The following is a 25,089-nucleotide window of genomic DNA, read 5'->3' on the forward strand; positions in this document are numbered from 1 at the left end:
AAAAACTTCTGGTATGCAGCATCCATGTTGTAAATCGCATTTGTCAGAGCAAATTTATCCACTTCTTTCAGCCATTCATATTCTTTCTTTAATTGTCTGTTGCAGTAATTGTTACAGTCGGTTTTACTGACTGATTTTTTCTCTTTCTCATATACTTCTTTCCGGTATGCCAGTGTCTGATTATATACAAAACGGCAACAGCCAAATGTTTTTGCGATCTGTATTTTCTGCTCATTATTAGGATATATTCTGTATTTATATGCCTTTAACATCCACTGTCACCCTCTTTCTCAACCTTGATTTTCTATATATCTCTTCAGCATTTCTTCCGATACATTTCCTACACTACAGGCAAAATATCCATCTGTCCAAAAGGTATGTTCTTTCCAAAATTGTTTTCGTAAATATTGGGGATAACTTTTTCATATATGGTATATTGTATAGCTCTTCATCAGGTTTACAATCTTACTAATAGACATTGTTGGTTCTGTCTCTATCATATAGTGAATGTGGCCTTTATCTGTTTTCATATATCTTATTATCACACTGTGTCTCTGACATATCTCATACGAAAACTGTTTTATATCATCTGATATCTGCCTCGAAACCAGTAATTTCTTCCTATATTTACAGACAAAAATAATGTGATATTGTAATAGGTATTTGTGTCTGTTTTTAGATTTCCAGGTTCCCATGCCATGAGTATACTATAATTTCTGATTTTTGGCTACCTTAACCCACCGTCTAAAGCCAGTGGGATTGCGGTAGCCTTATTTCAAGTCAAACACATGCAGAATCTGATGCAATCAGCACAAAAAAATCCCGCAAACCATATCGCTATGGTATGCGGGGTATGTTTAAATGCTATTTTGCGTAATCAACCGCTCGGCTTTCACGGATCACGCTGACTTTAATCTGTCCAGGATATTCCAGCTCTGCCTCGATCTGTTTTGCAACATCTCTTGCCAGAAGAACCATATCAGCATCGCTGACCTGTTCCGGAACTACCATGATACGAATCTCTCGTCCTGCCTGGATAGCAAACGATTTGTCTACTCCCTTGAAGGAGTTGGTAATATCTTCTAACTGTTTCAAACGATTTGTGTAAGTCTCAAGTGTCTCTCTTCTCGCACCCGGTCTTGCTGCTGAAATCGTATCAGCTGCCTGAACGATGCATGCGATCAGACTCTCAGGTTCTACATCTCCGTGATGTGCTTCCACCGCATTGATGACAAGCGGAGATTCTTTGTATTTCTTACAAAGATCTGCACCAATCTGGATATGGGAACCTTCAACCTCATGGTCGATGGATTTTCCGATATCATGCAGAAGTCCGGCACGTTTTGCCATGCGGACATCCACACCGATCTCACCTGCCAGAAGTCCGGAAAGCTGTGCCACCTCGATGGAATGTTTCAGTGCATTCTGTCCATAACTGGTACGGAACTTCATACGTCCAAGGAGACGCACCAGCTCCGGATGGATGCCGTGCACACCAACTTCAAGTGTTGCTGCTTCACCTTCCTCACGGATCATGTTCTCTACTTCTTTCTGTGCTTTCTCAACCATCTCCTCGATCCTTGCCGGATGAATCCTGCCATCTACGATCAGTTTTTCGAGGGCGATACGAGCCACCTCACGGCGGATCGGATCAAAGCCGGATAAGATCACTGCTTCCGGAGTATCATCGATGATCAGATCCACACCCGTCATGGTTTCCAGTGTACGGATGTTTCTGCCTTCTCGTCCGATGATCCTTCCTTTCATTTCGTCATTCGGAAGCTGTACTACAGAGATCGTAGTCTCTGCAACATGATCTGCCGCACATTTCTGAATGGCATTGACCACATATTCTTTGGCTTTCTTGCCGGCTTCCTCTTTTGCTCTGCTCTCAAGCTCTTTATAAAGCTTGGCAGTGTCATGTTTTACTTCATCTTCAACCGTTTTTAAAAGATATTCTTTCGCCTGCTCGGAGGTCAATCCTGAAATTCTTTCAAGTTCCTGTACTCTCTGTTCTGTCAGCTTTTCCACTTCATTGCTTCTCTTTTTGATTTCCTCTTCCTTTGCCGCTAAGCCTGTCTCTCTTCTTTCGATTGCGTCCGCTTTTTTGTCCACTGCTTCTTCTTTGGACAGTACACGTTTTTCGTAACGCTGCAGCTCTGCTCTACGTTCCTTTGTTTCCCTTTCCAGTTCATTCTTGGTTTTCAAGGATTCCTCTTTCACTTCGAGCAGTGCTTCCCGTTTCTTTGTCTCTGCAACCTTTAAGGCGTCATCTACAATCTGTCTTGCCTTCTCGTCGGCATTGCCGATCTTTGTCTCTACCACTTTCTTGCGGTAAGAGATCGCTACGACAGCTGTAACAGGGACGGCGATGATGAGAGTCACCAGAACAGCAATAGCAATTACTACTGGGCCCACAGGAGCACCTCCTTATAGAATTTTCAAGTAACGGACGGATTTAAAGCATCTGTAACTGCTTTATCTTCACAGCTGCAATGTTTCTTTAAATGCCTTTTTGTTACTCGCATTGTACAAGTACAACATATTAATTTTACATTGCTTTGTGCATATTGTCAAGTAATTGTGAAGTGCTTCATCCTATTTTGTTGTGAAATGCTTATTGTCATACCGCCAACCATGATCAGACCTACGGTACTTGCAGCTTTTGTAAGAATATTCATCAGATCGCTTGCATAAATTTTCTGGATGTATTCGGAACCCAGTTTGTATCCCAGAAAGGTTCCATAATATTTCACAAGAAGGGACGGAATGTTAAACAGCAGTAAGAATACGATCGGTGCCAGAATATTTCCGGTCATACCAAGCCCAACTGCGATACCGGCTGCGATCACGCAAAATCAAACAATATTGCTGAATCTTGCTTTTCAGTCTCTCTCCACCGACTTCCTTTTCATCAGTGTCACGGGCAGTTCTACTTCCCGCTTCGGATATTCTTCGCCTTCTTCGATCCATTTCAGAAGGATCTCCACTGCTTTCTGTGCTTTTTTCTGCACGTCCTGCTTTATGGTGGTAAGTCTCGGTGTGGAGTACTGTGCATAGCTGATATCGTCATAGCCTGCCACGCCGATCTGCTGCGGCACGCCTACTTTTTTGTCGGTGCAGAAGCGGATCGCTTCCAGTGCATACATATCTGAGAGGAAGAACAGTGCCGTTCCCGGCAATCTTCTCTGTACCAGCCAGTCATAACTTGCTTTTCGTTTTTCATAGTTCATGCCAAGTGCCACAAACTGCAGTTTCTGACCTTCTGCCGCACACTCCTGCATGGCTCTCTGTGCACCGACATAACGCAGATGATCGACACCGTTGTCTCTTCCGGCACAGACTTTGATGTGCTCATATCCGCATTCCAGCAGATATTTCACCATCTGATAGCCGCCACTTTCGTCATCCAGACCGATATTGACCAGATGGCTGTCTTTGGCTGCGTTTCCGTAGGAATCGATCGACACGATCGGTTTTTTGATCAGCTGATAAATCTTTTCACAGTTGTGTCGGCTGAAGGAGATGGCGATCACGCCGTCCACATCCCAGCCTGCCACCATCTGAAAAATCTCTTCGATGTCTTTTGTGGAATACAGCATCAGGTAATAGCCCTGTTTCTGCACATATTCTTCGATAAATCCGATGATCTTCCCGTAAAATGGATCTCCGAGAATGGAATCTTTGAATTCTTTATGATAGTTGATGACAACTGCGATCAGCTGAGACTTCTCGTTATTCAGCATTCGCAGTCCTCTTTTCTGCACGTAACCAACTTCTTTGATCAGTGCTTCGATCTTCTGGATCGTTGCAGGTGATACTTTTTTTGTTTTCCCGTGAATGACGTTGGAAACGGTTGTGGTACTGACACCTGCCTTTTCTGCTATTTCTTTGATTGTTGCCAAAAATATTCTCCTAATTATTCGAGCCCCCGCAGAACCTTGTGTACCGCAGCATAGGAAAATCCTTTTCTCATAAAGAACACATAGTATTTCTGCTGTTCTTCCGCTGTTGGATTCTCCAGGTTCATGCGTTTCTTTTTCGCAAGTGCGAGGATCGTTTCTTCTTCGCTGTTTCCTTCTGCCTGTTCGTATGCCGCTTCAATATCTTCTGAAGAAACGCCTTTTGCTTTTAAGTCCTGCACGATCTGGCGTTTGCTCTTTGTCTGGCTGCGGCTCTCGATATAGTATCCGGCATAACGTACATCATCGATATAGTGGAAGCTTCGCACATACTCGATAGCGATATCTTCGATCTCTTTCGGGTATCCTCCCTGACGGAGCTTTGCTCTCAGCTGCCATTCGGTCTTATCTGCACTTTTTAAGATATTCATGCAACGCAGCCTGGCCCGTTTGGGCAGGATCTCCTGCATGATCTCTGCATATGCCTGCTCTGAAAGGGATTCCCCTTCACGGATCCCCATCCGGTAAGCCTCATTCCGGTACAGGACAAAAGCTTTTTCTCCGTCTAAAAAGACCTGCACTCTCGTTTTGCCGACCGGCTCTAATGCAGTGACGATCATGCTTCATCCCCGCTGCCGTCCGGATCTGCTGCCGGAGTTTCTTCTTTTACGGCATCCTTTTTCGCAGTACTGCTCTTTGTTGCTTTTTTGTCTTCTTTTTCATCATCTGCGGCTGCCGCACCGTCAAATCCATACTTTTCACGCACCAGTTTTTCGATCTCTGCCATCGTCTCCGGATTGTTCTTCAGGTAAATCTTGGCATTCTCACGGCCCTGTCCGATCTTGATGCCGTTATAGGCAAACCATGCCCCGCTCTTGTTTACAATCTCATTTTTCACTGCCAGATCAAGGATGTCACCTTCTCTTGAGATGCCCTGACCGAACATGATATCAAACTCTGCCTCTTTAAATGGCGGTGCGATCTTGTTCTTGACGATCTTGACACGCACACGGTTGCCGACGATCTCGCCGCCCTGTTTGAGTGTCTCGATACGGCGTACATCCATACGGATGGAAGAGTAAAACTTCAGTGCACGGCCACCGGTTGTAACCTCCGGATTGCCGAACATGACACCGACTTTTTCACGCAGCTGGTTGATAAAGATCACGGTACAGCTGGATTTGCCGATGATACCGGTCAGTTTACGAAGTGCCTGAGACATCAGTCTTGCATGCAGACCTACGTGAGAATCTCCCATATCGCCCTCGATCTCTGTTTTTGGCACCAGTGCTGCCACAGAGTCCACGATGATAATGTCCACTGCTCCGGAACGCACCATGGTCTCTGCGATCTCCAGTCCCTGCTCACCGTTATCCGGCTGTGAAATGTAAAGATTATCAATGTCTACGCCGATATTCTTTGCATAGACCGGGTCCAGTGCATGCTCTGCATCGATAAATCCTGCGATACCGCCGCGTTTCTGGACTTCTGCTACCATATGCAGTGCTACGGTCGTCTTACCACTGGACTCCGGTCCGTAGATCTCCACGATCCTTCCTTTTGGAACACCGCCAAGTCCCAGTGCCACATCCAGGCTCAGAGAGCCGGTCGGAACGGTCTCCACGTTCATATGGTTTCCAGAATCACCCAGTTTCATAATGGCACCTTTTCCAAAATCTTTCTCAATTTTTGTAATAGCCGCTTCCAGTGCCTTGATCTTATCATCCTGTCCCATTTTAATATCCTCCTTAATCTTCTATTTGCTCTATATTGTTCCACTTGTCTTCCCGTATCAGGTAAATATCTGCAAAACGGACCCGAATCGCCTGCCAAGTCTCACATGTGTTCGACTTGAAAATACTCAACTGTACTGACCACAAGCGTATACTTTCGATACAGATTATACCAATCTGATACCTGGTTTCTGTAATGCCAATGGTTTTCTCATTTCTTCTGTGCACCTTTGCAATACGCAAAAGGGCTTGCTTGCGAACTTATGTTCGTTCTCTCCCCATATTAATATATATTTTTAAAAAAGTCAACCTAAAAGCGTGTCCATGTTTGGAAATTTGCAGCAGAAGTGCTGCCTGCTGTTTATCGAATTCAAGAATGCCAGAGTCGGAATTCACCTCACATCTGATGTCATTCTTCTCTGAGTGAAATGAAATGTCAAAAGGAAGGACAAAATTATCCTTCCTTTATTATAGTTTACTCTTTACTTATTGTCAATTTATTTCTCGTTCTGTTTTCTCTTTTCTGATGTTCGTTTTGCTCCGATCGAAGCGGAGCGTAGAAAGGATTGTGGGAATGCAACGCACGGAACAATCCGTAGGCATCATAGTTGGGGACTTTCTGGAACAGACTCCTTCTCAGTCAGCAACTTTTTCTGCGACTTCGCCGCGTTTTTTGTAGATGCTGTGTGCCGGAATCACTTCACGCACAGAGGAAAGCGGATAGATATTGCTGTCCGGTCCGACTACGGTTCCCGGATTTAAGATGGAGCCGCATCCTACCTCTACGTTATCGCCGATCATGGCACCGAATTTTTTCAGTCCGGTCTCGATGCGATTGCCTTTGTCATCTTTTACCACTACCAGTTTTTTATCGGATTTGACATTTGATGTGATCGAACCGGCTCCCATATGTGCCTTGTATCCAAGAATGGAATCACCGACGTAATTGTAATGCGGAACCTGTACTTTGTTGAACAGGAGCACATTTTTCAGCTCGGTGGAGTTGCCGACAACGGCTCCTTCACCTACGATCGCATTGCCGCGGATGAATGCACAGTGGCGTACTTCTGCTTCTTTTCCGATGATTGCCGGTCCGTGAATGTAAGCGGTCGGTGCTACGGTTGCGGATTTTGCGATCCAGATGTCTTCCCCGCGTTTTTCGTATTCTTCTTCGCTTAAGGTCGCTCCCAGTTTTTTGATAAAATCGCTGATCTTCGGAAGCACTTCCCACGGATAAACGGCTCCTTCAAACAGATCTTTTGCAATCGTTTCCTCGAGATTATAGAGATTTTTGATTTTACATGTTTCCATCTTTCTTACCTCCTGTTAGTCGCCTCTGCGGCTTTTGCTGTTTTTTATAGAAAACTGCCGATTCGTCAAACAGTTTCCGCAAAGCATAGGAACTATTGCTGCCAAGTACGGCATCGGTTCTTCTTTTTATAAAGCCCTCTAACTTTTCCATATATTCTCCGGAAGTGATCGTACCCTCCGCCACATAGGTGAGCCCTTTTTCCCAGCTTGCCGTAAGCTCCGGGTTTAACAGCGAACGGATTGAATTGTTCACCACATCAAAGATCATCTCCCCCAGATGTGTCGGTGTCAGAACCTGCGTTTTTTTATTCAGGGCAATGTATTTGTTTGCCTGAAGCTTCTTCAGAATCTCTGCCCTGGTTGCACTCGTTCCGATGCCGCTTCCTTTGATCTGGGCACGCAGTTCTTCATCCTCGATCAGCTGACCGGCATTCTCCATTGCCAGAATCATCGAACCGGATGTATAGCGTTTCGGCGGTGAAGTTTCGCCTTCTTTGATGGAAAAGCCCTTCACCGGAAGTATATCACCTTTTTTGCATTTCTGTAGTGCCTGAAGCAGATTTTCGTCACATTTCACATCTTCTGTATCGTCTTTTTTCTTATTTTCTTCCGGCATGCCTGCCACTTTAAGGTATCCTTCGGACAGAAGCAGACGGAAACTTGAGAAAAAGGACTCCTGCTGTACTTTTGAAACCAGTGTCGTTTTCTGGTAAATGGCCGGCGGATAAAAAATACTGAGGAACCTTCTTACAATCAGCTCATAAACCTTTACCGAAAGGGCACTTACGCTCCGCAGTGCCGAAAGTCCCTGCCCGGTCGGGATAATCGCATAATGGTCGGTGATCTGTTTGTCATTGACGTAACGTGTCGATGCGATCTTTTTCCAGGCCGTGCTTTCTAAAACTTCCGCCGCATAAGACTGCACGTTTGCAAACCCGGAAAGTCCGCGGATATTTTTGTGGATCTCTTTTGCTACTGCCGTTGACAGCACTCGGGCGTCCGTTCTCGGATAAGTGACCAGCTTTTTCTCGTAGAGTTCCTGGACAATCTTTAAGGTCTCGTCCGGGCTGATTTTGTAACGCTTCGAGCAGTCATTCTGAAGTTCCGCCAGGTTATAAAGCAGCGGCGGATTTTTGTTTTCTTTTTTGCGTTCCAGCTTTTCGATCACAGCCTGCACCGGTTTGGGATCGCTCAGCTTCTCTATCAGCTCTTTTGCATCTTCTTTATGCGAAAATCCATTCTCTTTGTAGAGCTTCGGAGACTGGAAATACGCGGAACCTTTGACGGCACGGAACTCGCCTTCGATCGTGCTTTCACCGCATACCATGGAAGACAGTACACGGTAGAACGGCATTTTCACAAACTGACGGATTTCACGTTCCCTTCTGACGATCATGCCAAGCACACAGGTCATCACACGTCCGACTGATATCACCGTGTATCTTGTTCCCATGCAGCTTGAAATGGACTGCCCGTATTTCAGACTTAAAAGTCTGGAAAAATTGATGCCCATCAGATAATCCTCTTTTGCACGCAGATAAGCGGCACTTGCAAGATTATCGTATGCGGAAAGATCTTTTGCTGTCGCAATCCCGTGTAGGATTTCTTCTTCTGTCTGAGAATCGATCCACACACGCAGCCTTTTCTTGCCCTGAACATGTGCTTCCTGCTCCACCAGGCGGTAAATATATTCTCCTTCCCGTCCGGAGTCGGTACAGACATAGATCACATCAATATCTTTTCGATTTAAAAGAGTGCTGACCACTTTGAACTGCTTTTTCGTCGCCGGGATCACTTCGTAAAGAAAGTTCTCCGGCAGAAACGGAAGCGTCGCAAGGCTCCATTTTTTATAAGAAGCATCGTAAATTTCCGGGTAGCTCATCGTCACCAGATGTCCGACACACCAGGTCACAACGGCCTCTTCCCCCTCCAGATAGCCATCTTTCCTTGCCGCCCGGATCTTCAACGCTTTCGCAAATTCCTGTGCAACACTCGGTTTTTCTGCTATGTATAATTTTTTCAATTATTTACTCCTCTTTTAAAGCGGCAGATCCCGCTTCTCAAATATTCGCATGGAAAGCCAGTAAAGCAGGACGCCCGCCAAGATCAGTACCGGATATTTCCATATAAAAAACATGCCCCCGTCGATCACATCGTCCGCCAGATACATGGAGAAGATCGTCACATATTTCAGATATCCGAAAATCCCCCCAAGCGAAGCGAGCATTTTCAGAATATAAAATAACAGTACGATCCCTGTCGTGATCATCACTGCCAGTGCTTTCTCATCACACATTGCAGATATCACAAACAGCAGGCCTCCAAGGCAGAAATGCAGACAGAATCCGCCAAGGCACATCAGTAAGAACTCGGAAATCACAAAATACGATCCGCAAAAGGCCAGGCCGCACACTATTCCGACCAGACAATTTACAAAAAACAATGCAAACAGGGCAAATGTAAAAGAATAAATCTGAGTAAATAAAAGCTTTTCACGCTCCACAGGTGCCGACAGAATCCAGGCAAAAGCACCGCTTTCCAGTTTGCCTGCAACGAAAGATGCCGCCACCGGGATACTGACTACAAATGGTACCAGTGTAAAGATATTCTCCCAGAAATAGCCTCCCAAAATGCCACTTAAAGACAGTCCGTAATTGCCTGCCCCAAGTGCTGTCTGAACTGCGGACGGCAGCCCGGAAAATAAAAGGATCACACCGGCTTTTCCATCTGGTGCGTATGTCCCCAACAGCAGAAACAGATAAAGTACCAGTACAGCGGTGACGATGCCCCACAACCAGATATGTTCTCTGAAATTTTTCTTCAGTATTGGAATATTAATCACTCAGGTCACCTCCATACAGATAGGTAAAGGTCTCTTCCAACGTCTGCGGAATGCTCTCCATGGTCAGCACTTTATACCCTGACAGCACTTTGATAAAATTCTGCAGTTCTCCGGAAACCGAGACGGTAAGCTGAGTCGCATTTTTATTTAAAACATCAAATCCTGACTCTCTGACAAAACGGACTGCTTCCAGCTCACTTCGAAATCCGATGCAGAATACCTTTCTGGAGGCCTCACGGATCACGGAAACATCATCCAGGTTGACCAGCATGCCACGCCGCAGGATCCCGATGCGGTCACAGAGCCGCTCCGCCGTCGCAAAACTTCCGGTAGCGATCAGGATCGTCTTTCCCCTGCTTTTTTCTTCCAGGATCAGGTTCATGAACTGCACTTTTGCCTTTTCGCCAAGATCACTCTCCGGTTCATCGAGCAGAAGCACCTCCGGATCATGAAGAAATACACCGGCGATCGCCAGCTTTTTTTTCTCTTCCTGATTCAGATCACGGATCTTTTTTGAAGTGTCCAGCTCAAATGCATCTGCTGTGCGGATCGCTTTTTCCAGGCTTTTTCTGTTTCTTAAATCTGCCAGAAAGCGAAAAAACTGAAGACTGGTCATCGACTCCGGCAGTGTGATCTTCTGCGGCAGATATCCGGTAAAATTCTTAATACCGGTACTTTGTTTCCAACAATGTTTGGCGTTGATCGTGCAGCGTCCCCCGGAAAGGTTTGAAAATCCCATCAAAATCTGCAGAAGTGTCGTCTTGCCGGCACCTTCCATCCCCAGCAGTCCAAACGTCTCCTGATCCTGTACTTCAAAAGAAAGATCAAAAACACCTTTATTGCTGCCATAATCCTTTGTTACGTTTTTTATCCTTATCATTTACTCAAACCCACCTGTAAAAATTCGAAATGTCATATTTATGATGCCAGGGGCAAAAGGTCTAAATCCACATGAGCTTGCTCATAGGTGGATGAAAGACCTTGGGACCCCAACATCATATCTATTATTAAGAATGTCTCTGACATTCTTGCTGCGTTCCTGAATATTGTACAAAATGGCAAACAAAAATGCAAGAGCAAAAAGAGATGCCGGCGTTTCTTTTCGCTGACATCTCTTTGAGCCTGTTTTTTAAACCGTTTTTCTTTATTTCTTTGTGATATATCCTTTTGCTGTCAGGGTCTCTGCACACAGGACGGCTCCGCCTGCTGCTCCTCTGACGGTGTTATGGGACAGTCCCACGAATTTCCAGTCATAAACTTTATCTTCTCTTAAACGGCCAACCGATACGCCCATGCCGTTTTCGTAGTTGACATCCAGTTTTACCTGCGGACGGTTGTCTTCTTCCATGTACTGGATGAACTGCTTCGGTGCACTTGGCAGATCCAGTTCCTGAGGAAGTCCTTTGAAGTTCACCAGTTTTTCGATCAGCTGTTCTTTGGTCGGTTTCTTTTTGAACTTAACGAAAACTGCTGCGGTATGTCCGTTCAGAACCGGAACACGGATGCACTGGCAGGTGATGACCGGGCTCTGTGCCGGAACGATCACGCCGTCTTTCACTTCGCCCCACAGACGAAGCGGCTCCATCTCGCTCTTTTCTTCTTCGCCACCGATGTACGGGATGATGTTCTCTACCATCTCAGGCCAGTCTTTAAAAGTCTTGCCTGCTCCGGAGATTGCCTGGTAAGTGGTAGCTACGACTTCGTATGGCTCAAACTCTTTCCATGCAGTCAGTACCGGTGCATAGCTCTGGATAGAGCAGTTCGGTTTTACTGCTACAAAACCTTTCTTGGTTCCCAGACGTTTTTTCTGAGATTCGATCACATCGAAATGCTGTGGATTGATTTCCGGAACAACCATCGGTACATCCGGGGTCCAGCGATGTGCACTGTTGTTGGAAACAACCGGTGTCTCGGTCTTTGCATATTCTTCTTCGATCGCTTTGATCTCATCTTTTGACATATCAACGGCTGAAAATACAAAGTCTACGTTTGATGCAACTTTTTCTACTTCGTTTACATTCATGACAACGATCTTCTTTACAGCTTCCGGCATCGGAGTGTCCATTTTCCATCTTCCGCCTACTGCTTCTTCATATGTCTTTCCTGCACTTCTCGGGCTTGCTGCCAGTGTGGTTACTTCAAACCATGGATGATTCTCAAGAAGAGAGATAAAACGCTGACCTACCATTCCGGTTGCTCCAAGGATACCGACTTTTAATTTCTGTTCCATTTTTCAAATCCTCATTTCGTAATTTATTTACAACGGACAATTTATCGTTCGTGTATTTTGTGTGCGGACATTTGTCTTTACTCGAACTATCCTATCCTATTTCAGAAAAAAAATCAAGCAGTTTTTATAAATTTTCTGCTTCTTCCAGGTATTTTTTTTCGAGCATGATGACTTTTTTCATGGCTTCTGCCCCAGGAGCACCGATCGTCAGACGTTTTTCCACGCAGGTTTTCAGGGAGATTGCCTCGTAAATATCTTCTTCAAAGACCGGGCTGATCTCTTTGTACTCTTCCAGTGTCAGGTCATCCAGGGCAATGCCTCTGTCAATGCACAGAAGTACCAGACGGCCTACAATACCGTGTGCGTCACGGAACGGTACGCCATGGTTTACCAGATAATCTGCGGCATCGGTCGCATTGGTGAAACCGTTTTTTGCACTCTTTTCCATGACATCTTTGCGGAAGCTCATCGTAGAAACCATGCCGGTAAACAGGGCAATACAGCCTTTTACGGTGTCGATCGCATCAAAGGTCAGCTCTTTGTCTTCCTGCATGTCTTTGTTGTATGCCAGCGGGATGCCTTTCATCGTGGTCAGCATGGAGGTCAGTGCTCCGTAAACACGGCCGGTCTTTCCTCTTACCAGCTCTGCGATATCCGGGTTTTTCTTCTGCGGCATGATGCTGCTGCCGGTGCTGTAAGCGTCATCGATCTCCACAAAGCGGTATTCATTGGAATTCCAGAGGATGATCTCCTCGCAGAAACGGCTCAGATGCATCATAATCGTTGACATGGCAGAGAGCAGCTCGATCAGGTAGTCACGGTCGGATACGGAATCCATGCTGTTTAAGGTTGGTCCGTCAAATCCAAGCAGCTGTGCCGTCATCTCACGATCCAGAGGATACGTTGTGCCTGCCAGTGCACCGCTTCCAAGCGGGCAGAGATTCATTCTCTTATAAATATCAGCCAGTCTCTGTCTGTCACGTTTGAACATTTCAAAATAAGCCCCGAAATGATGTGCAAGCGTGATCGGCTGTGCTTTCTGCAGGTGGGTAAATCCCGGCATATAAGTCTCAATATTTTCTTCCATAATGCCAAGCAGTGTCTCAAGAAGTTTTTTCAGCAGTTTGTCGATCTCCCCGATCTCATCTCTTGTATAAAGCTTCATATCCAGTGCAACCTGGTCATTGCGGCTGCGTCCGGTGTGCAGCTTTTTGCCGGCATCGCCGATGCGGTCGATCAGATTTGCCTCCACAAAGCTGTGGATATCTTCGTATTTGTCTGTGATCTTAAGTGTTCCGTTCTCAACATCACGCAGAATGCCATCCAGGCCTTCCAGGATCTGATCACGCTCTGCCTCAGTCAGAATGCCCTGTGCTGCCAGCATTTTCACATGTGCCTTGCTTCCTGTGATATCCTGTTTGTAAAATTTCTGATCAAACGATATGGATGCATTAAAATTATAAACCAGCTGATCGGTCTCTTTGGTGAAACGTCCACCCCATAACTGTGCCATAGTAATTCCTCATTTCTTATAAAATATAGTGGATAGAAAGGGTAGAACCCATCTGCCCCAGATTATTTCCGGCAAAATTCCTGATTTTATGCCGAATCCTGTAGTTCAGTGTATCACAGGCGACTTTTCCTGGCAAGAAAAAACGGCGGATCACTCAAACTCCGCCGTCTTTCCCTGTTGCTATATAGTAAGAGGTTTCTTACTTACTTTTTAATCTTTACTGCCTTCTTTGATTGATTGTGATGCTATTATATCTAATTACCGTTCACGAAACCACTCATTTTCCGACATAAATTGTTCATTTTCCGTCCTGTGTGTTCATATTATGTTCATCTTTTTCAGCCATTCATCTGCTTCAATAGCTGCTACTGTTTATGTTTTGTGATCTCGAACACGTTCAAGTCGAACGCACGTGAGACTTGGTGCGTGATTCTGGTCAGCGAAAGCTGACATATTCTTCTCAGAATCACTGCACATCCTCGCGGAGCGTTTATCTCAGTCGAGAAGACTCCCACTTCTGCAAGTGGTGAGTAATAACAAGTCTTTCTCAGTGGGAGGACAATCTCCGACTGAGATAAAAAAGTGGGAGGACGCCTTCCGGCATCCTCCCGAGTGTGTTTCAAGGTTTGGGATAATTTTATTTTACTTTTACCGTTTTCTTTGCAGAGTACTTGGTGTAAACTTTCTGACCGTTGATGGTCTTATAAGCTCTTACACGTACATAGTATTTGCTGCCTTTGCTCAGTCTCTTCAGAGTAACATTCAGTTTCTTTGTATTTGCTTTCTTAGCACTCTTGAAGTTTGCTTTCTTGGAGTACTGTACCTGATAGCCGTCTGCACCTTTTACTTTTTTCACTTTGACAACTGCAGCTTTTCTCTTTCCGGTTACTTTCTTAACGGCTGCTTTTTTCGCTTTAAATGCATTCTTTTCAAGTTTTGCATTTGCGGATGCTGCTTCTGCTTTTGCTGCATCTGCCTCTGCTTTTGCTGCTTTTGCTGCGGCTTCTGCTTCTGCTTTTGCTTTTTCTGCTGCTGCGATCTGTGCTTTTACAGCTGCATCTTCTTTTGATTCATAGCCTAAGTCATCCAGAACTTTCTGTGCTTTGTTCTTTGTCAGGATTGCTTTTGCCTGTTTTGCTTCTGCTGCTGTCACTGCATCATCACTTGTTGCCAGTTTGTCCAGCATGTTTTCAAATACTGCACTCTTTGCGATAACATTCAGCATATTAACTGCGGATTTCTGCAGGTCACCAAGTCTTAATGTCTTGTCTGTATTCAGTGCTGTCAGCATATTCTTTACGTTTCCGCCAGGCATCTCACAGTCATTTCCTGCCCACATCAGCAGTCCCTGTACGTTTTTGCCTTTGTTTGCACCATTGACACGGCTTATGGAATACCAGTCTGTCATTACAAATCCTTCAAATCCCCATTCATCTCTTAACATCGTTGTCAGCAGACCATAGTTTTCAAAGGTCGGATAACCATTTACCATGTTGTAGGAGCTCATGATGTAATCCGGCTGAGCTTCTTCTACACCGATTTCAAAGCCTTTCAGGTAAATCTCTCTTGCTGCTCTTTCAGATACAACAGAGTTGCTTCCCATACGCTGCTGTTCCTGATTGTTGAATGCGAAATGTTTCAGAGTAACACCGATTCCGGAGTATGTTCCGTCTGCTTTTGTCTGAACACCTTTTGTCTCAGAGGCAGCTGCTTCACCGGAGATCAGCGGATCTTCTGAGTAGTACTCAAAGTTACGTCCGCAAAGCGGGTTTCTGTGGATGTTCATGCCCGGTGCAAGCCAGGATGTAACGCCATATTCCAGCATTTCTGTACCGACTGCACGGCCTACTTCTTCAATGACAGCCGGATCCCATGCCTGTGCAAGCAGAGTACCGATCGGCATTGCTGTACAGTACTGATAGTATTTGGTGTTATCGGTTGTATACAGTTTTTCGCCATCTGCAAGAAGTTTTTTGAACTCTGTCTCATTTGCAATTGCTTTTTCTGTATAATTCATGCCGCTCCAGCTGTATGTTCCTGTATAGTAAGTCTGGTTTGCATCAAATGTCGCATCTGCACCGACCAGTTCGTACTGGATGTACTCTTTTGTGATACGGATACCTGCAGGTCCATCGGAAAGTACGATGTTCGGGATGTATCTGGAGTTGTACAGATTGCTTGTTGTCTCACCGGCTGCTCCATATACGGAATCTGCCTGAGAACCGATGACTGCTGAGCTTGAAGATCCTGCTGACAGTCCGTCATAAGTACCGCCTTCTACCAGGTCAGCCAACTCTGTGCTACTCATGTTTGCTACCAGTTCTTCCATGGTAAGTTTGCCGTTCACAACATCTACCAGAGTTGCATCTTTTGCTGCTTTTACGGTTTTCTTTGTCTCTTTGTCCAAATCTGCATTCTTGCTGTATACATTAGAATCAGAATCTTTATCCTCACTTATGTAGGAAGTTACTTTTCCGTCTGTGTACGCATGCGTTTCTGTTTTTCCAAAGCTGGAAGCCGCAAGACTCAAGGATGCTTTTGCTGCACTCAAACCTTCTGCGGTTGGTGTAATGCCTGTGCCGTATCCTGTGGATTTCTCATCCAGGATATTCATCTTGTAAGCTCCGCCTTCTGCTACCACATGATCAGCGGTGTAAGTACCTGTCTGCATTTTATCTTTTGTCATTCCCAGAGCATTTTCTGCTTTTTCGGTAACAACATCTTTGTCCAGTTTGATATCAGCTGCCTCTACGGTATTTCTGGAGCTGTTGCCCACACGGATCTTGTAGGTTCCGTCTTCCAGTACATACTGTTCATTGTTTTCATCGTAGCTTGCCATCTCATCGGTATCAAAGGAAAGCGTTACTTCTTTGGTTTCGCCTGCTTTTACTTCGACTTTCTGGTATGCTGCCAGTTCCTGATACGGCTTGTCCAGATTTCCTTCCGGTGCGGAGAAATAAACTTCTACAACTTCTTTACCGGTAACTTTTCCTGTATTTTTAACTTCTGCTACTACGCTGACATTTTCTGCATCTGCTTTTACTGTTTTTACTTTAATATCAAAATCCGTATAGGATTCGCCGTAACCAAATTCATAAGCTACTTTCTTTCCAAAGGTATCGAAGAAACGATAGCCTACATAAATATCATCGTTGTAAACTTCTTCTGCGGTTGCTGCAGTATTTGCTGCATTGCTTTCTTCTTTTGTTTCTCCGTCTTTATGTACGGCGTCATTCCAGGAGAATGTTGCAGATGATGGATAATCATTATAATCAACTGCCCAGGTATCGGTCAGTTTACCGGATGGATTTACTTCACCGTTCAGGATCTGAACCAGGGCACGTCCTCCGTTCATACCTGCCTGTGACATCAGTACCAGAGAATCCAGTCCTTCGATCTTGCTGCGGTTCAGGGAATCATTTGCTGCGTATCCGCCTTTGCCGTTGAAGAAGTTGGTATCAACAATACCGCCTGTATTGAGGACAACAACTACATTTTTAAATTTCTGACCCAGTAATTTCAGGTTGGCTGCTTCGTTGTCTGTCAGATAATAATCGCCTTTTTCTGCTTTACGATCAGCACCTTCGCCTGAGTTACGTGCCAGCACATAGATTGCGGTGTCTGTTTTTCCGGCTGCAGCAGTTACATCTGCTTCTGCATAAGCTTCTTCTTTATATACGAAACTGCTGAACATACCGCCACTTCCTGCTTCTGATTCTGCTTTTTCATATGCTGTGTTCTGAGCTGTCAGGAAATCCTGGTTTACCACATCGTATCCGGCATCTTCAAAGCCCTGTTCTACCGTAATGTTTGCACCGTCTTTCAGATAAACATCACCAGATCCGGTACCGCCTTTGATCGTCTTATAGGAACCTACACCAAACAGTGCTACTTTCGTTCCTTTTGTCTGAGCGATCGGCAGGGAGTTATTGTTGTTCTCCAGAAGAACCATACCCTGTGTAGCTGCCTTCTGGGATATTGCTGCGTTTGTTGCTTCACGCTTTGCACTTGCATTTGGATCGGTAGAAGCTGCAAATGTCGGCATTACGCTCGTTCCGACCATAGCTGCTACCAATGCCATGGAAATCGCTTTCTTTGACCATTTTTTTGAGTGATTCATAAGTTACCTCCTTAACATATACCATATAATTCGTTCAAACAGGCTCAGGGATTTTCACGTTCCAGAACTCTGTTTCAATGTGCCTATATGATATCGCTTTTTTCTTTCCCAAACCACTCATTTTCCGTCATAAATTGTTCATTTTCCGTCCTATTTGTTCATTTTCAGGCATAAAATGTTCATCTTTCATTCATTTATATACTATGATGCCAGGGTCAAAAGGTCTAAATCCACATGAGCTTGCTCATAGGTGGATGAAAGACCTTGGGACCCGCCCCGATATGAGCATAAAAGTGGGATGATAATCCCACGATATGCGAATACTTGGGAGGATTGTGGGAGTGCAACGCACGGAACAATCCGTAGGCATCATAGTTGGGGACTTTTGACACCCACATCATACTCTTTTTTCGTCTTCCATGCCTGATACTGATCCCGCACTTCTTTTACCAGCTCTTCACTTCCGGCTTCCCGGAGCTCTTTTCGAAATTCTTCCAGGTAAGTATCGACATCTTTGCCGTCGTCTCCTAGCCCGATATTCAGGTTCTTTTTGTAACGAGATACGATCTCTTTCAGTTTCTGGATATCCACCGTGATCTTGCTCTCATCCAGCCAGAATCCATACGCCGGTGAAATATTTGCGGAAGCGATAAAGGTTTTAAAATCTCCCTCCAGATCATCGGACATGCCGCTCCAGATACCGGCTTTTGGCGTATTGAACTGCCATTTCGTGGAACAGAAATATCCGACGTTGCTACTGTTGATGCCGGACGGGAATGCAAAACTTCCATCTTCCTGCACTTCGTAGTGCATCCCCTCCACACCGTACAGGATCGTGTTCAGCACATCTTCATCCGAATACAGAAGACCTAGCACTTTGACGGCCTCTTCCGGATACTTTGTCTCCGAAAAAATGCTCCAGACAGTCACCCAGTCATCCTCGGTATCCAGAACCGGCCGATTGTCAAATGGGATAATAATGACTTTGTCTCCGTAGAGGCTCTCTTCGTACTGCATCTCATCCGGTTTGATGACAAATTCTGCGGCAAATGCATCCCCGGCGATCACCTGTGACTGTCCTGATTCAATGTTTGTGATCACATCTTCTGCCAGATAGCCCTTCTCCTGCCAGCGTTTTGCCAACTCCACCCGTTTTGTGTAGGCATCGCTCTCGTAAATATTGCAGACGGTATCATCCGTTCCTTCATATAATATACCTGCCAGACACCCGTCCAGTGTATCGGCGATCGGGGAACGCTCGACCACGGCATTTCCCCTTTTTTCCAATGCCCACGGCACAACATCCGGGCGTTCTTTCTTTATGATGTCAAGCAGCGGCTCCAGATCTTCCGGTTTATGGATATTGGAAATGTCCATATGATACTTCTCCACATAGGTGCGGTTCAGGATCACGCCGTTCGTATGGATATCACTTAACGGCTTTGGGATCCCATAAACGCCTTCTCTTTCATCCTCCGGCAGATCTGTTTTCTCATCCAGCACTTCCTGCAGGGCGAGTGCCTCTGCCATATACGGCTCCATATCCAGCAGCAGGTTTTTCTGACGGTAGTTCTCAAACTGATTGAAATAAATGTTGAGGATATCCACACCGAGCTGCCTGTTTTTATAATAACTGTTTCCCTGGCTGCTGTTCAGTCCGGTCCAGACAAGCCGGGCACGCACGCCGATCTTTTCTTCCGTCAGATCTCCAAGCGTCTGATTGACTTCCGAAAGGTTTTTGCTCAGTCCGGTTCTCGCCGAAATACCGATGTTGATGGTCGGGATGGAATCTGCACTTTCGCTTTCCGGCTGCTGTTTTTCACATCCGGACAGCACAAAAAGTATTACAGCAAGAAACACTATCATATAAAAACATCTTTTTTCGGACATTCTTTCGTGAATTTTCATAATTTTTTCTTCCTTTCTAAGGGTAAATACGGTAAAATAAGACCATTGGAGGTCTTTATGAAAAAACATAAAAGCTTATTTTTCAAATCTGCCACAAAGAAACGGCTGCTCTGGGTTTATCTGGTCACCAGCATCCCTCTGCTTGTCTGTATTCTGCTCGGAAGCGAGTACGGCAAACGTCTTCTGCGGCAGCAAAGTATACAGTACAATCATAACACGCTTTCTCTGCAGCTGGCAACTGTGGATACTTCGCTTGACCATATTTCGAACTATCTGGCTTCGTTTCTTCTGGATGAGAACAACTACCACGGACTGCAAAGCGGGGAGGATGCTCCGGATGAGCAGCGTGCGATCCTTGCCGATTTTACGGATTACCTGGACACGTACACCAGCACTGCCAGCCTGTTTTTCTATATTCCGGATCAGGATATCCTGATCTTTCAGAGTGCAAACTATGATTCTTATCCGGAACGCATGGAGATGCGGCAATACATCCGCCAGGCCTGTCTTTCTCGTACGTTTCCGGTCACAAAACCGCAGATCAGCGGCTGGACCTTCCTGCGTATGACGCAGAAAAGTTATCTTATAGATCTGATGGAATACAAAAATGTCTACGTCGGTGCTTTTGCATCCAGCGAATACGTGTTTGAAGATTTCAGGGATCTGACTGCCAGCACGCATGGTGCCCTGATTCTCTCTAACCAGGATGCCGGGGAAGATTTCCTTTACGGTGCAAAGGAGCTGGACCGCAGCCGCTGCGTGAAGATCCCGGTTGATTCTGCCAGAAACCATTACCGGATCATCCTCTATATCCCGACTGCTTATGTACTGGGAGCTTTCTCCTGGTTCCAGTATGCGATCCTGATCATCGCACTTGTCAGTTTTTCGTTTGTTACGTCAATGCTGATCATCACCTGGCGACAGATGGTTTCTCCGGTGCTTCGAATCATCGAAGCAATGGAGGCTGTCGACCAGGGAGATTTCAACTGCCATCTGCCGATCCCGGATACTCATGATGAATTTGCAGAGCTGACGGAAACCTTTAACTATATGATCGGGCAGATTCATGATCTGAAACTGCAGATCTACGAAGAGAAGCTGAACCAGGCTTACGCCGAACTTCAGTACCTGACCTTACAGATCAAGCCGCATTTCTTTTTGAACTGCCTGAACCTGATCTACAGTCTTGGGCTGAGTGGCCGCTCTGAGCTGGTCGTGGATTTTTCCTCTACCTTGATGAAGTATTTCCGCTACCTTTTCAAAAGTTCCGACAGCATGGTCGTCCTCTCTGAAGAGCTGAAACATGTGCAGAATTATCTGCACATCCAGCAGATCCGCTTCCAGAATGACCTGGATGCAGCGTTTAATATTGATCCACAGGCTGAAAAAATGCATATCCCTGTGCTAACTCTGCACACTTTTGTAGAAAACATTTTTAAGCACGGCTGTTCCGACTCTGCAAAGATGCAGATTGTGATCAGTGCCGCCCCTCTCATAAAAGATGGAACGACTTATCTTTCTCTTGCCATTGAAGACAATGGAACCGGATTCTCTAAAGAAGCTCTGGAAACTCTCTCCAGACCGGAAGTTCCTTCTCAGAAGACCGGTGAAAAGCACATCGGCATCCGCAATGTAAGACAGAGACTTTCCTATATCTATGGAAGCAATTATGTTTTACGTTTTGAAAACCGCTCACAGGGCGGAGCAAAGATCAACCTGCTTTTGCCGCAGAATAGCAAATTTCATGTAGGTTCAGCCTGAAACCAAAAGGCAAACGGAAATATTTGTTACTCACCATTTATAAAAGTTGGAGTCTTCTCCAACTATGAGAAATCAGATTGGAGTGTAATCTTATGAATTTACTTCTTGTAGACGATGAAGCCTTTGCCCTTGAGGCACTGGAACATGCAATCAACTGGAAATCTCTTGGAATTGATCAGGTCTTTACCTGTGGTAATATCAAAGCTGCCAGACAAATCTGTCAGGAATCGGATATCCAGATCATGATCTGTGATATTGAGATGCCAAACGGAACCGGGCTTGACCTCGCAAAATGGCTGTCAGAGAACTATCCTGACCTTCTGATCCTGTTCCTGACCTGTCATTCTGACTTTTCTTTTGCAAAAGAGGCCATCTCCTACCATGCGTTTGCCTATCTCTTAAAACCGTTTGATATCGAAGAGATTAGCCAGGCAGTAGAAGAAGCCGTCCAGCAGTCCAGAAACCGTCAGAAACTGAACCGCTCGCTCTTTGCCTCCCAGCCACCGGAACGTCTGCTCGCTTCGGAGCACTTCTGGCTGCAGCTGGTCAGCGGTTCCTATCAGAACAGCGATGCCGACTATATTCTCTTGGATGCCTCCAGAAACAGCGTCTTTTTTGATAAGGATGCCCACTATGTTCCCTGTCTGTTTTACATCAGCTCGCTTCCGTTTGAAAATACGGATCTTGGCGTGCTCTCTTACTGTGTGAAAAATGCCCTGAACGAATTTTTTGCCGAAGATCCGGGCTGGCCTCCGGCAATCGAGCCAAAGCCTTGCTTTTTCCTGTCTTTTGTATCTCCGGATCTCTTTCTTGACCGGGAAGCCTTTGACAAACACTGCAGTGATCTGATCCAGTTTTTCCGTCAGAAATTCGGTGCATCCCTGCAGATCCTGACCGGTGAGGAGGGCGATTACCTGACGCTGCAAAAGCAGGCGGATCTGCTTCTTGTGCAGGCCTCTTCTGCCACAGAAAGCCTTAGTGATGGCGATGATACGGAAAAATCTGCCATGATCGTCAAAAAGATTTTTGAACTGGTGAAAGAAAACAAGGCGATCACGCGTGAAGAGCTTGCCAGCCAGGTATTTTTAAGCCCGGATTACATGGCAAAGGTTTTCAAAAAAGAGACCGGCAAGCGAATCAGTGATTATTTATCGGAAGTGCGACTACAGGAGGCAAAATGTCTTCTGACCGACACTACAAGAAGCATCAGCGACATTGCCTCCTCGCTTTCGTACTCCAATTTTTCCGGATTTTCCCGGATGTTCAAAAGTGAAACCGGGCTTTCTCCGGCGGAGTACCGCAAAAAGCATCGCAAAGCACTCTGATTTTTCTGTATATCATACCTTTTATAATCTTTTCAGGCAGGCTGCTTCCAGCCTGCCAAGCAGTGCATATAAAAGCATGGCGATCACGCAGAGGATCACGATCGACATCAGCACCCAGTCCAGTTTAAACACCTGGGAGCCGTAGATGATTAAATAGCCAAGTCCTCTTCTCGCCCCGATAAATTCCCCGATCACGACACCGACCAGACACAGTCCGATGTTGACTTTCATAATGCTTAAGATGTTCGGCACCGTTCCAGGCAGCACGACTTTCAGAAGCGTATCTTTTTTTGTTCCTCCAAGCGTATAGATTAGTTTCTCTTTCTCCGGTGAACTCTGCGAAAAGCAGGTATAAAGATTTAAAATCGTCCCGAAAACAGCCACCGACATGCCCGCCAGAATGATCGTTTTGATGTTGGCACCGAGCCACACGATCAGAAGCGGAGCCAGTGCAGATTTCGGCAGGCTGTTCAGTACCACAAGTGCCGGCTCCAGGATCTCCGATACCATCGGCAGCATCCACAGCAGAATGGCAAGCAGGATTCCGCTGATAACCACCAGGGCAAAGCTGATCAATGTCTCAGAGAGCGTCACACCGATGTGCATAGTCAGGCTTCCATCCTGAAGCATCTGCCAGGCGGTTTTTGCGATCCGCAGCGGACTGCTGAAAATAAAGCTGTCGATCCACGAAAATTCTGCGGCCACTTCCCATAAAACCACAAAAAACAGGAAAAGAAAAAGACGCATGAACTGCACGGTGCGTCTTCTCCTTCTTACCGTCCGGATATAGTTTTTCTGCGATTCGGAAGGCTTAGTCATGTTCATTCAGCTCCTTCCAGATAAGATTGAAATAATCCCGAAACTGCGGTGCATTTCGAACCTGCATCGGCGTGCGTTCTTTCATATTAAAATCAAGTTTGATTTCTTTTTTGATCTCTGCCGGGCGTTTGCTCAGCACAAAAATCCGGTCTGCCATGCTGATCGCCTCAGACAGATCATGCGTCACCAGCACCGCCGTCTTCTGTTCTTTTTTGATGATCCGGTAAATATCTTCACAGACCGAAAGTCTGGTCTGATAATCAAGTGCCGAAAATGGCTCATCCAGAAGCAACAATTCCGGCTGAAGTGCCAGTGTGCGGATCAGTGCCGCCCTCTGCCGCATCCCGCCGGAGAGCTGCGACGGCCTTACATCCCGGAAGTCCCACAATCCATAGTCTTTTAACATCTGATCCACGCGTTTCGTATATTTTTCACTCTTTTTCTTCTGGATCTCCAGCCCCAGCATCACATTGCTGTAAATGCTCCTCCACTCAAACAGATAATCTTTCTGCAGCATATAGCCGATCCGCTCTTTTTCGCCTGCGATGCTTTTGCCATCGAGCAGGATCTCGCCTTTTTCCGGCTTTAAAAGTCCGCAGATCAGTGAAAGCAGCGTGGATTTTCCACAGCCGCTCGGACCCACAATTGCTGCAAATTCCCCTTCTTTTATATGAAAAGAAATATCCGCCAATGTTTCCGTCTCGCCATCTATGCTGTGATAGGCATAGCTGACATGATTCACTTCCAAAAGCTCTGACATCACGGTCTCCTTCTCTTTTTTTCTAATTTATTTTATGATGCATGGGGAAGTTTTGATTATGAATTGTCTGCTTTCCGGGATTGTGATAAACTAAGAATAGCAGGGACAAAAGTCTGCAACTACGAGTACGAAGTACGGAACCATTCGTATGGTATTCTTTAATGACAATATTATTTTTTATTATAAGTATTACAGAAAGGATGGCTTTTATGGCTAATAAGATAAATTTCCAAAAAGAACTGGATAAACTTCTGGAACAGAATCAGCGTGAGGCACGCGTCCCTTCTCTTTTTCTGCACAGCTGCTGTGCCCCGTGCAGCAGTTACGTGATCGAATATTTATCGGATTATTTTCAGATCACGGTTTTTTATTACAATCCGAATATTTACCCGGACGAAGAGTATCTGCACCGTGTAAAAGAACAGCAGCATCTGATCTGCCAGATTCCGCAGAAGTATCCGGTCTCGTTTCTCGAGGGAGACTTTGACAAGGAACGATTCTATGATATGGCAAAGGGACTGGAAAAGATCCCTGAAGGCGGCGAACGTTGTTTTCAGTGCTATCGGCTCCGTCTGGAAAAAACGGCACAGCTTGCAAAGGAACATGGATTTGACTATTTCTGCACGACACTCTCGATCAGTCCTTTAAAAAACGCCCAGAAATTAAATGAAATCGGAGAGGAACTTGCAGATACTTACGGTATCCCATGGCTTCCTTCCGATTTCAAAAAGAAAAATGGTTATAAACGTTCCGTCGAGCTTTCAGCTCTTTATGGTCTGTACCGGCAGGACTACTGCGGCTGCGTGTTCTCAAAAAAAGAACGAGAACGCCAGATTGCATCTGAACTTATTTGATTTTGCCTTTC

19 protein-coding genes and 1 pseudogene are annotated in these 25,089 nt (G+C 45.6%); 3 read left to right on the forward strand and 17 right to left on the reverse strand.

Annotated elements, in window-relative coordinates; genetic code table 11:
* From GPK60_RS08930 to GPK60_RS09000, 15 genes and pseudogenes are all read right to left on the reverse strand, one after another.
* A partial coding sequence (locus GPK60_RS08930) for a helix-turn-helix domain-containing protein (protein WP_215659409.1) occupies positions 1-272 on the reverse strand: 272 nt, incomplete at its 3' end.
* An 18-nt stretch (positions 273-290) separates the two neighbouring features.
* A pseudogene (gene tnpA, locus GPK60_RS08935) lies at positions 291-695 on the reverse strand (IS200/IS605 family transposase).
* 169 nt (positions 696-864) lie between these two features.
* Entirely contained in the window at positions 865-2,403 is a 1,539-nt protein-coding gene (rny, locus tag GPK60_RS08940; protein ID WP_346727754.1) for a ribonuclease Y, read from the reverse strand.
* Between the two features lie 170 nt (positions 2,404-2,573).
* The gene (locus GPK60_RS08945) at positions 2,574-2,852 is read right to left on the reverse strand and encodes a PTS system mannose/fructose/sorbose family transporter subunit IID (protein WP_346727751.1); all 279 of its coding nucleotides are present in this window, start codon (positions 2,850-2,852) and stop codon (positions 2,574-2,576) included.
* A gap of 33 nt (positions 2,853-2,885) precedes the next feature.
* Positions 2,886-3,905: a LacI family DNA-binding transcriptional regulator gene (locus GPK60_RS08950; protein WP_252191342.1), complete on the reverse strand. Its 1,020-nt coding sequence runs from the start codon at positions 3,903-3,905 to the stop codon at positions 2,886-2,888.
* A gap of 14 nt (positions 3,906-3,919) precedes the next feature.
* Complete coding sequence (locus GPK60_RS08955) at positions 3,920-4,522, reverse strand: regulatory protein RecX (RefSeq protein WP_215659412.1); 603 nt, start codon at positions 4,520-4,522, stop codon at positions 3,920-3,922.
* The gene (recA, locus tag GPK60_RS08960; protein ID WP_147631098.1) at positions 4,519-5,637 is read right to left on the reverse strand and encodes a recombinase RecA; all 1,119 of its coding nucleotides are present in this window, start codon (positions 5,635-5,637) and stop codon (positions 4,519-4,521) included. Before recA ends, GPK60_RS08955 begins: the two co-directional genes overlap by 4 nt.
* Before the next feature lie 634 nt (positions 5,638-6,271).
* Positions 6,272-6,946, reverse strand: coding sequence for a UDP-N-acetylglucosamine pyrophosphorylase (locus GPK60_RS08965; RefSeq protein ID WP_215659415.1), 675 nt, complete (start codon positions 6,944-6,946; stop codon positions 6,272-6,274).
* Positions 6,933-8,969, reverse strand: coding sequence for a DNA topoisomerase (locus GPK60_RS08970; protein WP_215659419.1), 2,037 nt, complete (start codon positions 8,967-8,969; stop codon positions 6,933-6,935). Before GPK60_RS08970 ends, GPK60_RS08965 begins: the two co-directional genes overlap by 14 nt.
* A 15-nt stretch (positions 8,970-8,984) precedes the next feature.
* Positions 8,985-9,788: an ABC transporter permease subunit gene (locus GPK60_RS08975; protein WP_022118910.1), complete on the reverse strand. Its 804-nt coding sequence runs from the start codon at positions 9,786-9,788 to the stop codon at positions 8,985-8,987.
* Complete coding sequence (locus tag GPK60_RS08980; protein WP_215659421.1) at positions 9,781-10,668, reverse strand: ABC transporter ATP-binding protein; 888 nt, start codon at positions 10,666-10,668, stop codon at positions 9,781-9,783. The genes GPK60_RS08975 and GPK60_RS08980 overlap by 8 nt, the downstream gene beginning before the upstream one ends.
* A 264-nt stretch (positions 10,669-10,932) precedes the next feature.
* Positions 10,933-12,018, reverse strand: a complete 1,086-nt coding sequence (gene asd, locus GPK60_RS08985; protein ID WP_022118912.1) for an aspartate-semialdehyde dehydrogenase — start codon at positions 12,016-12,018, stop codon at positions 10,933-10,935.
* Positions 12,019-12,142: 124 nt separating this feature from the next.
* A complete protein-coding gene (gene argH / locus GPK60_RS08990; protein WP_022118913.1) occupies positions 12,143-13,531 on the reverse strand; it encodes an argininosuccinate lyase in 1,389 nt (462 codons plus the stop codon).
* A gap of 637 nt (positions 13,532-14,168) precedes the next feature.
* Positions 14,169-17,651, reverse strand: a complete 3,483-nt coding sequence (locus GPK60_RS08995) for a glycoside hydrolase family 3 N-terminal domain-containing protein (RefSeq protein WP_215659424.1) — start codon at positions 17,649-17,651, stop codon at positions 14,169-14,171.
* 369 nt (positions 17,652-18,020) lie between these two features.
* Positions 18,021-19,559 carry an ABC transporter substrate-binding protein gene (locus tag GPK60_RS09000; RefSeq protein ID WP_215659426.1) on the reverse strand — a complete coding sequence of 513 codons (1,539 nt, stop codon included), beginning with the start codon at positions 19,557-19,559 and terminating at the stop codon, positions 18,021-18,023.
* Positions 19,560-19,616: 57 nt separating this feature from the next.
* On the opposite strand from GPK60_RS09000, the gene GPK60_RS09005 reads away from it, so the two are divergent.
* The gene (locus GPK60_RS09005; RefSeq protein ID WP_215659430.1) at positions 19,617-21,320 is read left to right on the forward strand and encodes a histidine kinase; all 1,704 of its coding nucleotides are present in this window, start codon (positions 19,617-19,619) and stop codon (positions 21,318-21,320) included.
* A gap of 92 nt (positions 21,321-21,412) precedes the next feature.
* Positions 21,413-22,645, forward strand: a complete 1,233-nt coding sequence (locus GPK60_RS09010) for a response regulator (RefSeq protein WP_215659432.1) — start codon at positions 21,413-21,415, stop codon at positions 22,643-22,645.
* Between the two features lie 21 nt (positions 22,646-22,666).
* Here the strand turns inward: GPK60_RS09010 and GPK60_RS09015 are convergent, their stop codons facing one another.
* Both GPK60_RS09015 and GPK60_RS09020 read right to left on the reverse strand, forming a co-directional pair.
* Positions 22,667-23,464 carry an ABC transporter permease gene (locus GPK60_RS09015; RefSeq protein WP_215659435.1) on the reverse strand — a complete coding sequence of 266 codons (798 nt, stop codon included), beginning with the start codon at positions 23,462-23,464 and terminating at the stop codon, positions 22,667-22,669.
* On the reverse strand, positions 23,457-24,224 hold the full coding sequence (locus GPK60_RS09020; protein WP_147631089.1) for an ABC transporter ATP-binding protein: 768 nt from the start codon (positions 24,222-24,224) through the stop codon (positions 23,457-23,459). Before GPK60_RS09020 ends, GPK60_RS09015 begins: the two co-directional genes overlap by 8 nt.
* A 209-nt stretch (positions 24,225-24,433) precedes the next feature.
* Here GPK60_RS09020 and GPK60_RS09025 point away from each other — a divergent pair, with 209 nt between their 5' ends.
* Positions 24,434-25,078, forward strand: coding sequence for an epoxyqueuosine reductase QueH (locus GPK60_RS09025; protein WP_022118769.1), 645 nt, complete (start codon positions 24,434-24,436; stop codon positions 25,076-25,078).
* Positions 25,079-25,089 lie beyond the last annotated feature (11 nt).

The organism is Ruminococcus sp. MCC718 (assembly GCF_018783905.1).
Lineage (GTDB): Bacteria > Bacillota > Clostridia > Lachnospirales > Lachnospiraceae > Hominisplanchenecus > Hominisplanchenecus faecis.

Coding starts and splice junctions, on each gene's coding strand:
- recA (WP_147631098.1), bottom strand. CDS start 5,637: ATGGGACAGGATGATAAGATCAAGGCACTGGAAGCGGCTATTACAAAA.
- GPK60_RS08965 (WP_215659415.1), bottom strand. CDS start 6,946: ATGGAAACATGTAAAATCAAAAATCTCTATAATCTCGAGGAAACGATT.
- GPK60_RS09010 (WP_215659432.1), top strand. CDS start 21,413: ATGAATTTACTTCTTGTAGACGATGAAGCCTTTGCCCTTGAGGCACTG.
- GPK60_RS09020 (WP_147631089.1), bottom strand. CDS start 24,224: ATGTCAGAGCTTTTGGAAGTGAATCATGTCAGCTATGCCTATCACAGC.
- GPK60_RS09000 (WP_215659426.1), bottom strand. CDS start 19,559: ATGAAAATTCACGAAAGAATGTCCGAAAAAAGATGTTTTTATATGATA.
- GPK60_RS09005 (WP_215659430.1), top strand. CDS start 19,617: ATGAAAAAACATAAAAGCTTATTTTTCAAATCTGCCACAAAGAAACGG.
- GPK60_RS08995 (WP_215659424.1), bottom strand. CDS start 17,651: ATGAATCACTCAAAAAAATGGTCAAAGAAAGCGATTTCCATGGCATTG.
- GPK60_RS09025 (WP_022118769.1), top strand. CDS start 24,434: ATGGCTAATAAGATAAATTTCCAAAAAGAACTGGATAAACTTCTGGAA.
- GPK60_RS09015 (WP_215659435.1), bottom strand. CDS start 23,464: ATGACTAAGCCTTCCGAATCGCAGAAAAACTATATCCGGACGGTAAGA.
- GPK60_RS08955 (WP_215659412.1), bottom strand. CDS start 4,522: ATGATCGTCACTGCATTAGAGCCGGTCGGCAAAACGAGAGTGCAGGTC.
- asd (WP_022118912.1), bottom strand. CDS start 12,018: ATGGAACAGAAATTAAAAGTCGGTATCCTTGGAGCAACCGGAATGGTA.
- argH (WP_022118913.1), bottom strand. CDS start 13,531: ATGGCACAGTTATGGGGTGGACGTTTCACCAAAGAGACCGATCAGCTG.
- GPK60_RS08980 (WP_215659421.1), bottom strand. CDS start 10,668: ATGATAAGGATAAAAAACGTAACAAAGGATTATGGCAGCAATAAAGGT.